General features: G+C 44.4%; 12 protein-coding genes. 6 read left to right on the top strand and 6 right to left on the bottom strand.

Annotated elements, in window-relative coordinates:
- The coding region (locus Q0241_RS14915; protein ID WP_299378877.1) for a HAMP domain-containing sensor histidine kinase at nt 1–917 on the top strand (917 nt) is incomplete at its 5' end.
- Between the two features lie 98 nt (nt 918–1015).
- On the opposite strand, the gene Q0241_RS14910 is transcribed toward Q0241_RS14915, so the two are convergent.
- Together Q0241_RS14910 and Q0241_RS14905 are read right to left on the bottom strand one after the other, a co-directional pair.
- Nucleotides 1016–1591 (bottom strand): hypothetical protein, encoded by a 576-nt coding sequence (locus tag Q0241_RS14910; RefSeq protein WP_299378875.1) that lies wholly within the window; start codon nt 1589–1591, stop codon nt 1016–1018.
- A 140-nt stretch (nt 1592–1731) separates the two neighbouring features.
- Nucleotides 1732–2640, bottom strand: coding sequence for a LysR family transcriptional regulator (locus Q0241_RS14905; protein ID WP_299378873.1), 909 nt, complete (start codon nt 2638–2640; stop codon nt 1732–1734).
- A 93-nt stretch (nt 2641–2733) separates the two neighbouring features.
- Here Q0241_RS14905 and Q0241_RS14900 point away from each other — a divergent pair, with 93 nt between their 5' ends.
- Entirely contained in the window at nt 2734–3513 is a 780-nt protein-coding gene (locus tag Q0241_RS14900; RefSeq protein ID WP_299378872.1) for a 2OG-Fe(II) oxygenase, read from the top strand.
- Nucleotides 3514–3563: 50 nt separating this feature from the next.
- Here Q0241_RS14900 and Q0241_RS14895 read toward each other — a convergent pair whose 3' ends face one another.
- Both Q0241_RS14895 and Q0241_RS14890 read right to left on the bottom strand, forming a co-directional pair.
- The gene (locus Q0241_RS14895; RefSeq protein WP_299378870.1) at nt 3564–4733 is read right to left on the bottom strand and encodes a glutathionylspermidine synthase family protein; all 1170 of its coding nucleotides are present in this window, start codon (nt 4731–4733) and stop codon (nt 3564–3566) included.
- A 200-nt stretch (nt 4734–4933) separates the two neighbouring features.
- A complete protein-coding gene (locus Q0241_RS14890; protein ID WP_299378868.1) occupies nt 4934–5482 on the bottom strand; it encodes a DUF1190 domain-containing protein in 549 nt (182 codons plus the stop codon).
- A 373-nt stretch (nt 5483–5855) separates the two neighbouring features.
- Here Q0241_RS14890 and Q0241_RS14885 point away from each other — a divergent pair, with 373 nt between their 5' ends.
- From Q0241_RS14885 to Q0241_RS14870, 4 genes are all read left to right on the top strand, one after another.
- Nucleotides 5856–6581, top strand: coding sequence for a hypothetical protein (locus Q0241_RS14885; RefSeq protein ID WP_299378866.1), 726 nt, complete (start codon nt 5856–5858; stop codon nt 6579–6581).
- A 164-nt stretch (nt 6582–6745) separates the two neighbouring features.
- Nucleotides 6746–7270 (top strand): PAS domain-containing protein, encoded by a 525-nt coding sequence (locus Q0241_RS14880; RefSeq protein WP_299378864.1) that lies wholly within the window; start codon nt 6746–6748, stop codon nt 7268–7270.
- Between the two features lie 215 nt (nt 7271–7485).
- On the top strand, nt 7486–8007 hold the full coding sequence (locus tag Q0241_RS14875; protein ID WP_299378863.1) for a PAS domain-containing protein: 522 nt from the start codon (nt 7486–7488) through the stop codon (nt 8005–8007).
- Nucleotides 8008–8192: 185 nt separating this feature from the next.
- Nucleotides 8193–8600, top strand: a complete 408-nt coding sequence (locus Q0241_RS14870) for a VOC family protein (RefSeq protein WP_299378861.1) — start codon at nt 8193–8195, stop codon at nt 8598–8600.
- A 115-nt stretch (nt 8601–8715) separates the two neighbouring features.
- Here the strand turns inward: Q0241_RS14870 and Q0241_RS14865 are convergent, their stop codons facing one another.
- Both Q0241_RS14865 and Q0241_RS14860 read right to left on the bottom strand, forming a co-directional pair.
- The gene (locus Q0241_RS14865) at nt 8716–10278 is read right to left on the bottom strand and encodes an L-serine ammonia-lyase, iron-sulfur-dependent, subunit alpha (protein WP_299378859.1); all 1563 of its coding nucleotides are present in this window, start codon (nt 10276–10278) and stop codon (nt 8716–8718) included.
- 243 nt (nt 10279–10521) lie between these two features.
- The coding region (locus Q0241_RS14860) for a dihydrodipicolinate synthase family protein (protein ID WP_366941190.1) at nt 10522–11620 on the bottom strand (1099 nt) is incomplete at its 5' end.

The following is an 11620-nucleotide window of genomic DNA, read 5'->3' as shown; positions in this document are numbered from 1 at the left end:
TTCTGTTGTCGACACTTGTTTTAGGCAGTGTCGCCCTTGGATTGTTGTTGATTGTTTTTTTGACGCTTCGGTCCGCGGTTGCTGTCAGTATTCAACGGGATGCTTCTTCGCAAGCCTTGCGAGATATAAATAAAACCCTAGAAGCACGTGTTGCAGAGCGCACAGAAGAACTCATGCTTGAAAAAGACCGTGCTGAAATGGCCAGTCGTGCCAAATCAGAATTTTTGGCGAACATGAGCCACGAATTACGAACACCTCTCAATTCAATCATCGGCTTTTCGGAAACCTTGAGCCATGGAATTTTTGGCCCGTTGGGAAGTAATAAAAATATCGAATATGTGGGCGATATCCAAAAATCAGGCAAATTTTTGTTAGAACTGATTAATGATATCCTTGATATTTCTCGTATCGAAGCTGGTGAGTTGGAATTGGATGAAGAGATCATTCCTGTCGAGAAAACCATTGAAACGGTTCTTTTTCTCGTCAAAGATCGGGCGGAATCTGGCAGAATAAAGATTGTTACAGAGAATAAAACAACCGATCTTTATGCCTTGTTGGATAGGCGACAATTCAAACAAATTCTACTTAACCTATTGACCAATGCCATCAAATTTACCGACCCCGGCGGGAAGGTGTTTGTGCGTCTGGAATATGATCCAAAAGGATTTCGTGTGCAGGTAGAAGATACGGGGATTGGTATTTCACCCGAATATATCAAACGTGTGCAAGAAGCTTTTGGGCAGGTTGCTGAAAGTATGACGCGTAACCACGAGGGTACGGGGCTGGGCTTATCAATTGTCAAAGCCTTGATTGCCAATCACGACGGGCAATTCAAACTGGAAAGTGAACCAGATAAAGGAACTGTTGCCACTGTAACTTTCCCGGCGGAAAGAATTGTTCCTAAACCAGATAATTGAAGCTGTTCAGTCAATTAAGTGAAAAACCAATTCAGTATAAAAAAGAGAGAGAAGATCTCGGCTAGATAAGGCGTCGATATCTTCTCTCTTCGAAATTTCTATTTTGCCGAAATTGAGGTCAAAAATTTCATTGCTTCATCTGACGTATAAAGGTCGCCTGTTTTTGAACGACAGAGAAAACCTCGTAGAACACCGTTTTTATTTCCATGACCGGATAGACGGCCAGTTTTGTTTAGATTTCGATCAAACCATAAACATTCTGCAAAGTCATCGGGCATTTTAAAAGAAAAGCAAGTGTGGTCTTTACAAGATATTTCCGTAATATCGCTCAATTCAACCTTCTCAAAAATTGTCCAGTTCTTTACATGCTTTTTTTCAATTTTTGGCCTTTTTGTCCAGTATTGATTGCCGCCGATTGGCTGATAATAAATACTGCTAAAAAGGGATTCTTCTTTGGATACCCATGAACTGAGGTAATAGTGACTTTTATTATCACTTGCCGTATGTTTTACGCAGGATTGACGTGATTTTTTTTCTACAAATTTGCTGTCTACCTGAACCGGGCAATCAGCCGGCGAAATCTCATTCGCACTTGATGTCGCGGCATTGCCAATAATTGCGATGCCAAAAAAGATGAGTGCAAGAACTGGAATATGGTTTTGAATTTTTATCATGATTTTCCGTAAATAAGTTCAACTTCAATGTTGCGAGTGCTTTCATTGTCTTGGTCATACTTTATGTAATAAAATCAATCAATAATATTGTTTATTCAATTGTTTTTGCTGTGTGAATACTATGGTATTCGTTTTGAGGATTACTCTTTTTCTTTGAAGTCGTTACGGCAGTATTTAATGAAAGTTGTAAGGATTTTAGGCAGTAATATATTTTGTTTGTGGGCAATCACAATTTCGGTTGGATTGATGCTTTCTTTAATTTTAATCGGAACGACAAGGTGACCATCATAGGTTTGTTTTGTTTGTGGACGCATTGTAAGAAGGGAAAATCCCAAGCCATGTCCGACAGCACTGCGGACAGATTCCAGTGATGTTGATTTAAAAGCAACTTTTGGGGTGATTTTATGTGCTGAAAAAATAGCAAAGAAATATTCGCGACTACCAGGGGCGTCGAATAGTACGTAGGGTTCATCTGCTAAATTTTGTAAGCTTAACGATGATTGGCAGGCCAGTGGATGATCTTCTGGTAATAGAATATAGGGTTGTGGTCTGGTAAGAACGTGCCAAGACAGTTCAGAAGGGTCTAGATCTAGATTATAGAGGATAGCCAAATCTATTTTTTCTTCCAATATTCCAGAAATAAGTTCTTCTTGTAAATGCTCTTGGGCATCAATCCTTATTTGGGGCATATGTTTGCTATAACGACTGACCAGTCGGGCGATGTGGAATGGGGCAATTGATTGAAAGCAACCTAACCTGATCGTGCCTTGTAAATTAGAGGCAATGTTTTCAGTACTTCGACTAAGAGCTTCGGCATGTTTGAGGAAACCGTGAATTTCTTTAAGGAAACTCCGCCCGGCGATGGTTAGTGACATGCCTTTTGCATGTTGTCTGTCAAACAATTGAAGTCCGGTAATTTCTTCTAATTTGTCAATTGCCTGGGCGATTGCCGGTTGCGAGATATTTAGGACACGGGCAGCTTGGGCAATACCACCTTGTTCTGCGACGATCGCAAAATAATGACATTGTTTGATTGTATATCTAACCATATTTTTCTTTCTTTTTAGTAAGATTATACAATGTTTTTCTTATTCATAAAATGCAATAGGGTAATGCAATAACACTAAATAAAGGAGCGCAGGATGAGTGTGGCAAATATAATCGATTTACAAAAACACCCAATTTCGGATCAGGCTTTTGTAAAGTCCTGTAGGGAAACGCTTGATCAGGATGGAGCCTTGGTTCTGGAAGGTTTTTTGTTACCTGATGCTGTTACTCAGATAAAATCAGAGGGCGAGCGAAATGAAGGGCAAGCTTATTTTTGCGAGCAAAAACATACTGTATACCTGAGCCCTCAAGACCCGAGTTTTGCGAATGATCACCCTCGAAATCGTCTGGTTACTTCCTCTAAGGGGTGTATTACAGATGACCAAATTCCCCCGAACTCGCCTTTGCAGACGCTTTATCATGATACGGAATTTCAAAAGTTTCTGTGTACTGTATTAAAAGAAAAGGCGTTGTATGAATACGCTGATCCTCTGTCGTCGATTAATCTGCACTATGCCCGGAAAGGTCAGGAGTTGGGGTGGCATTTCGACAATTCGTCTTTTGCGACAACCCTTATGATACAAGAACCCGAAGCCGGTGGTGCTTTTGAGTATGTAGAGAATTTACGCGATGCCGATCGTGGGGAAATGAATTTTGATGGTGTTGGGAACGTTCTTGACGGAGAAACGCCCGTTAGCCGGCTTTCGATGGGGGCCGGTGCACTTGTTCTGTTTCGTGGTCGAAATGCTATTCATCGGGTTGCCCCGGTCGAAGGTAGTCGTACCCGTATGTTAGTGGTATTGGCCTATAATTCTGAGCCGGGAATAGCACTTTCAGAGTCCGCGCGATTAACCTTTTATGGCCGCCTTGGGTGAGAAGCGACCCAGTCGATTAGTTAAATTGCCAAATTCAAAAGGCCACGAGTTCAGTAGATCACGTGGGGGAGGAAGCGGGAGCTATCTTTGGTAATGGGGGAATTGTCTTCACGTATGCCCATGCCGCAAGGTTTACTCGCGACAAGCCAGGACCCGATCACAGTGTGATTGCCTTCAAAGACTGGCAGGGGGTGCAACGCTTGGACGATGTGGCCTTCTTCTCCATATGGGCCTTCTATTTTTAGGGGCTGTTCTCCCTCGCGCACCATTTCTATATTGCTGCCTTCGCGGGAAAATAGTGGTTTTTTGACGTAGCCACCATCAAGATCTGCAGCGCGGGGATCGTTGGCGAAAAAGGCTGGCAAAAGGTTAGGGTGACCTTCGAACATTTCCCATAATAGCGGAAGCAGGCCTTTGTTCGATAGAATTGATTTCCATGCTGGTTCGATAAAGGTCACACCGCTTTTGGGAACAGCCTTGCCGAAGTCATCGGTCATAATCCATTCCCATGGATACAGCTTGAACAGGGTTCGGATGCCCATATCGTCAAGGTCGGTGAAGTGGCCGTTTTCATCTATGCCGATTTCTTCCATATGAAGGAAGCTGGTTTCAAGTCCAGCCTGGACGGCGCATTCCTCAAGGTAACGAACAGTTCCTTCATCTTCAGGTGCGTCCTGGCAGGACGCGAGATGTAACTTTCCATCAATGTCTTTGTTGCGGTGAAGATTTTGGAAAGCTTCGACAAGTTGTTCATGAATGGAATTGTACTGATCACAGCCCTTGGGAATCAGATCAAGTTCCATTGCCTGTTCAAGCCAAAGCCATTGAAAGGCAGAGCTTTCATAAAGTGATGTTGGCGTATCGGCGTTATATTCCAAAAGCTTGGCGGGGCCTTTCCCATCATAGGAAAAATCTAGACGACCATAGAGGTTCTTTTCCTGATTAAACCAGCTTGCACGTATGTAGTCCCAAAAGTTTTCAGGAATGGCCAGCTTGGTCAGTATTTCTTCTGAATTGATGGCTCTTTGAACAACTTCGAAACAGAGGTTTTCAATCTCTTCGCTTGGATCTTCGATGTCGTTTTCTATTTGCTCTAGACTAAAGCGATAGCAGGCGCTCTCATCCCAATAGGGTGCATCGTCAATTGTGTGGAAGTTAAAACCAAGACTTTCCGCTTGTGTTTTCCAGTCTTCGCGCTGTTCCAGCGAAATGCGTTGCATTTATTCTATCCCTAAAATTGGGTGTGCCTAGTGATGTGCCTAGTATCGGGTGTGCTTATTATTGGGCGTTTTGTGCAAGGCGAGAATAGTCGGGCCTAAGAATTTTAAGATCCGAAAATATTAAAGCCTAAAAATACTAATGCCTAAAAATACTAATGCCTGAGAATATTAGAGCCGAGGGTACTGGGGCACGAAAAGCCTTAGCCACCAAAGCTGCGGCGAGGGGATGACATCTTGGGGGCACTGGCACCAAATCCGCCACGTCTGACTGTACTGGTTTTCGTTGTGGGGGCTTTTGCAACATTGGCAGGAACTTTTGAAATGCCTGTTTTCCCGGCAACTTTTTGGTTATCACCTGTTCTGAAGCTTTTCGGGTCATCCGCAGATCTATAAAGGGGTTGTGTTGCAACACGGGACCCGCCGCTGAGCATGTTGCCCATCATATAGCCCATCATTAACGGCATAAATACTGAGCCGCCGCTTGATGTCTGTACGGGTGCAATTTCACACTGTGTTGAGCCAAAATCGGCTTCGCAATCTTCTACGGATGTATATTTAGGCGAAACTCTCAGGTGTTCGTCTTGGGCCAGTTTCATGTTTTCTTCGCAAGCAGAGCGATCAAAACCATCTTGCTGAGAGCATTGGTCGACGTTCTCAAAGATAGCGACATCCTGGGGTTCTTCACAGGCACTTAGGGCCAGAACGCTTGCTCCCATCAGGGCAAGTTTTAAGGATTTTGATCTTTTCATGAAATGAAATTCCGCAAAGTTATTTATTGAGAGTTATTCGTTGTTGTTTATGCCTGTCAATGTAGGATTTACAGCCGTAGTTGCAAGGATAAAATCACATAATTCCCTGTGAGATATTCGGGCAAATGTGAAATATTCAGATAAATTCGTCTTAAGCGGCTACTTTGTTACGATGTTGGTGTTTTCCCGCATTAATTCTTTGCGCTTGATCTTGTTTCCGAATGTGTTCAGGGCATGAAATTTTACATTTTTACGTAGGATCATAGTGTTACTGACTTTGTGCCTTAGTCTCTAGTAGAAGTTGTTCGTTGGTGGCACACAAATTGCTTGTTACGTGGTGTGTATTTTCTATTCATACTGATGGATAAGAGCAATGCTGCTAAGTAGAACAGACGCTGTGATAGAGGCAAACCGCAGGGTTAGCCAAGTCGAAGAGCAATTGAAGTTAACAAAGGTGCAAGCCGCCAGAGATTATAACCTGGCAAAAACTGCCTACTCTTCGAATAAGAGTGCGGCAGAAAGTGTAGCTGAATCTTATAAAGATCTTACCGCGCAGAACATTGCGGGGGGTAAAAATGACCCGGTTGCGACAACAACCGATGCCATTAACCTTGCCGGAACACAGACGTCGCAAACTCTTTTCTATGCCCAGCAAATTGCATCGGCTGTGCCGGATGCCGATGTGAGCCAATATCTAAACCCAGCGGCACCGGACGAAGGGCAGTACGAACAATCAGTAGCGGCTTTTAAAGATATCATCGGGCAGACACCGGGTGAGCGAATGCGCGCCCAGGTATTAAGGTCTCTTGGGCTGACCGAAGAAGATCTCAAAAATATGTCACCGGAAGACCGTAAAAAGATCGAAGAGAAAATTGCCAAGCTCATAGATGAAAATGTTAAGAATTCAGTCGCAGAGAACTTTACCCCGGCAAATGAGACTGATGTTGAAAACGGTGATAGCAGCCAACTGCAGGCAAACCTAAATCTGGGTAATGAATTGAGTGACAAAAGCTTAGCGGGCGGCGAAAACAAGAACCTTTCAGTAGATGAGCAGCAAAGGGACGGTATTCGTAAAGCTATTTTACAAAATATCATCTAAGGTCGGGGTGGAGTACGATACCTGACCTTTATTTAATAATAGCGATGCTATTTAATAATAGTGATGCAACCCTATAGTTGAATTTTAACTTTTATAAAATCCAATTGTTACCTATATTAATCAAGAAAGTGGTTCTGTTTTCTTAGGTGGTATGGGATTTCATTGTGGAACAATACGCTGATCTAGATAATTTGGCTCCTCCGGTTCTTGGGGTGTACAAGTACTGGCTTTCCTTGCCGAAATACGAGGGATTACCGTTAAAATCGTCTCTTGATCCTGTTGATATACCAACAAAACTTCTACCCCATGTCTTTCTTGTTCAATTGGAAACAAACCCCTTTGCTGCTTTGATCCGTTTGCAAGGTACCTATATAAATCATTCTCTTGGGGAATACTTTACCGATAAATATATCAATGAAAGTACCTTTGGTAATAGCGCCACAGCTATTTTAGCGGGATACGAGGAAGCAGCACAAAAACGTGTGGCCTATGTATCCCACGAAGAAGTCTATGGATTATCCGGGCAAACCATGCTCATCGAAGCCATTCACTTGCCGATGGTTGATGAAGAAGAAGGGCACGTTAATTATTTTCTTGGGGCTTTATCTCGGATTTCCGGGGTGACAAACCATGATCATGAATTTAGAGGGCGTCGTTGGGACGTCAAGGCGATTAGTAACATCGCATAATACCTAGGTTATTAAACTTTATTATTGTAGACGCCAAATGGACCTTGAGGTTAACCCTTAAAGGAGTGAGGGTTATGTTTACTTTAAATTTCGTAATATCAATCGCTTATTTCTAAAATGTTACTTTTGGGTAGAAATCTTATTTATAGTTAATACTATATTGTAGTATAGTGTCACATCGCCCGAAACGAAAAGTGATTGCAGGACGTTGCTTCGTGGAAAACCCCAATGATCTCCTTAAACTGACGCCCCCTGTGAAAGGTATTTATGATTATTGGCGATCTTTACCGACCTGTGAAGGCTTACCCCTGAAATCTGCGCTTGATCCCGTTAGGATACCGTCGGGATTTTTGCCGCATATTTTTCTTGTACAGCTGGAATATAATCCCTTCGCTGCTTTTGTGCGGTTGCAGGGGACTTATCTGAATTATTCTCTGGGACAGTATTTTACAGATAAATACGTTGATGAGAGTACTTTCGGGGATAGTGCTGCAATCATTCTTGCCAGCTATGAAGAGGCAGCAACCAAGCGTATGGCTTATGTTTCTCAAGAAGAAATTCAGTCATCTAAGTATCAGTCAATTTTGATTGAAGCTATTCATCTGCCAATGGTTGATGACGTTGGTGACGTTAAGTTCATACTTGGGGCCTTATCCCGCATTTCAGGGGCAGATAGTACCGATCTGGAATTCAGAGGACGTCATTGGGATATTAAAGCCAGAAGCCAGATTGCTTGATGATTTTAGCGTGACCTACATAGATAATAGGCTCGTATGGGTTTAGTATGCACATGTCTTGGGAATATGGCATTTGATTTGATGCTGGTCGACGTTATGGTTAGTTCTAATTGTAGCTAAATTTGCTATTCAGCAAGTGTTCACAAACATTTAAATGAATATGAGAAGTAAGCGAGTAAAGCAAAATGAAGAAGACTTCTGCCCGTCCAGAGATAAATCAATCTATTGTTTTTACCTATTGTGATGATCTTGACATTGCATCGAAATTCTTTCGCGAAACGATGGAACTGGAATTTGTCGTTGATCAGGGGGCATGTCATATCTACCGGCTGACTGATTTGAGTTTTCTGGGGGTCTGTTGTTTGCCTGATCGACCGCGTTCTCAGGTAGGAGTTATGATTACGATTGTGTCCAGCGATGTGGATGGCTGGCATGAGTTCCTGACCTCAAAGGGCGTTAAATATATCAAAGACCCCGGACATTCAGAGAAATTTTCAGTCTATAGTTCTTTATTCATAAGCCCCCATGGCTACCGAATAGAAATCCAAAATTTTGATGACAAAAATTGGCACAAAAGAAATATTGGTTTGTAAGTTTGAATAGATTGATCTGGCCTTACTCGAAAGCAATTGCTTCAATTATTGTTGAGACAGGTTTCTTAAATTCCTTTCTCGTTTTTTTGTCTCGGGCCTTTGTCTAGGGCTTTTTTCAAGTTTTGTTGCCAAATCTTTCTTCCAAGTCTTTTTCCAGGGCTTTTGCCGTTGGGGTCATTGCCAAGCCACCTTTGCCCGTACAACGCAGCTCGCAGGGCAGGGACTGTCCGACCTTGTGCATTGCGATGATGACTTCATCAAGGGGGATAAGATGATCAAATCCTGCCAGCGCCATGTTGGCTGCGGATAAAGCGTTGCCAGACATCATTACATTTTTACCAAGGCAAGGGGCTTCGACGCGATTTGCAACGGGGTCACAGATAAGGCCAAAGGTGTTTTGCAAGGCCATGGAAGCAGCGGCAATACATTGATCGAGTGAACCATCGAGTAGGGTAACTAACCCAGCCGCAGCCATGCCAGAACCTGATCCCGTTTCAGCTTGACAACCACCGATTTCGGCAGAGAATGTGGCCATACGGGCAATAAAAACACCAATAAGCCCTGCGGATAGCATGGCTTTGACCTTTTGGTCTTCGGTCATGTTCAGGGCTGTGGCGATGCCAAGGCAAGTACCGGGAAGAGTGCCGCAAGATCCTGCGGTTGGTGCGGCAACAATAACACCCATAGAACTTTTAACATCCATTAGGGCGGTCACCGCCAGAATTGCATCGTTGTACAGACCCATATTGAGGAAGCTGTTACTTGATTGTTTTTCTTTGAAAGCGGGGGCCTGTGCGGGATAAATCCGATCCATGTATTGTGTGCCCTTGATACCGTCCGCGATGGATTTTTCGAGTATGCGAACAATGTCGCGCATTTTCTCGAATACTTCTTCTTCAGGTATATTGCCCCGGGCACTTTCATACTTTAGGGCCAGTTCCCAAAGTGAGAGATTTTTATCTTTGTTGTAGGACATCATCTCTTCACTGATTGTGAAGGGAAGATCCATTTTAGTGGAGCTACCAACAGGTAGAATAGGTTTGAGATTTTTTAAGGCTTTTATATCTGTTCCGACGGGTAAATCTTGTGCTGAAACGCCTCTTTGTCCTTTTATTTGCAGGACACGACCTTGCAGTCCTTGGTGCGTGTGAAGACTATCGACATAGGGCAAGTCGTTCAAATGTTGATCAAGGGTCGTATCTTCGGTCCAGATAAAGGTTTCATGGTAATCGCCATAGAGCGAAAGTTTGATATCATCAATGGCAATAATTTCAATAATGCCGCCGCCGATTGAAATGGCCAGAATACAACAGCTTTCAGTATCATTTATCAGCGTGAGTTTGTAGGTGTTGGGGTGTGTTGCGCCATAGTCTGTTATGGCGATTTCAACATCTGTACCTGTAGATTCAAGATGTTTTCTGGCATCAACCATGCGGTCATCGGTAATGTCCCAGCCCATCAATCCGGTAAAGAGCCCCATATCAGAGCCTTGACTGTCATGGGTGGGTTCCAGGGAACCGTTAGGGTCGTATTCAATGAGGACTTTGGATAAATCGCCATTCATATAATCGCGGCCCAGCCGGCCAATTCTATAGGCTGCGGCAACGTGGGAACTGGATGCGCCGCGCATAACAGGGCCGATGGCGTCATTGAGAATAGAGGGAAAATAATTATCCATGATATGACCTGTCTCTGACCTGATTATGCGTGTGGGTTTCTTACGAAGCCTTGGCAAATGGAGCGATTTTATATATCCGCGTTTTGTTATGTCGTTTTTGTTATGTCGTTATTGTATCTGGATTGCGTCTTTTTTTTATACTGATTTATGTGAAAAGGTGCTGGACGAGACAGCAGAACTCGCCCAGCCAAGTTACTCTCAACAAATTACCTCAAGTGATAGGGGGACCTTGAGAGTAGATACTTATGTGAGAGACGGAAGTTCCGGACGGCAAGCGATTGCATCGCGGATAATCTTTTCCGCTCTTTCACGCTGAGCGCCAATCAATGGCATACGTGGCATACGACAACGATCGTTAGAGCCGAGTTCAATCTGTTCTGCGAGCTTGATGTTCTGAACAAGGTATGTGGAAACATCAAGGTCAAGAAGAGGACGGAACCAACGATAGATTTCAAGCGCTTCCTGATTACGGCCAGCCTGCATCAAGCGGTAGATCGCAACTGTTTCTTTCGGGAAGGCAACCACAAGGCCGGCAACCCAACCGATTGCACCAACACTGAGAGCTTCGTAGCCAAGGTTATCAACACCTGTGAAAACATCAAAACGGTCACCGAACTTATTGATGATTTCAGTCGTGCGACGAATGTCATCAGAGCTTTCTTTGATCGCAACAAAACGCTTTTCATCTGCCAGCTCTTCCACGTGACCGGCGAGCCGCTCCAGACGTTTGACAACGCCGCGCACTGCGAGCCAGGACGCCAGCACCACCAGAAGACTGGTGACCGCCAGTTCGATCAACGCGTTGGTCGTCGCCTTATTGACAACCGCCATCGCCTCTGACCGGTCAATTTCATAGACCAGTCCCCACCGTTCTCCGTTTGGTATGGTCACGCTATCAGCGACAGAAATCACGTCATGCCCGCCAACCCCGATCGCCGGATCAAAATACTGATGCTCCCCTGCGAGAGCCGCGCGGATCTGTTCACGCTCCGGCAGTACATCATAGGCAGAAAAACCGCCTTCATGCGGCGACTCCGTTAACGACATGCCGTTCTGATCGACCAGGTAAATGAAACCGGTCTGGCCCATCTGTTCGGACTGAGACAGGATGCGCATGATCCCGTCGAGCGGAAACTGCACAGCCAGAACGCCAGCCTGCTGCCCGTCAACAAAGATCGGCGTCGACATGAACATGGCCTGCGCGCCGGCACTTGGTGCATAAGGCGCAAGAGACGTCATGTAGAATGCCCCCTCGGCCAATGAGCGCCCCTCCCGGAACACCTCTCCGAGACCGGAGTCCTTGTATTTCCCAGTCTCAAAGTTCAGACCAAAATCATCTTCC

This window comes from uncultured Kiloniella sp. (assembly GCF_937128705.1).
Taxonomy (GTDB): domain Bacteria; phylum Pseudomonadota; class Alphaproteobacteria; order Kiloniellales; family Kiloniellaceae; genus Kiloniella.
Note: the sequence above shows the minus strand (reverse complement) of the source record. Positions and strands in the feature narration are given on the sequence as shown.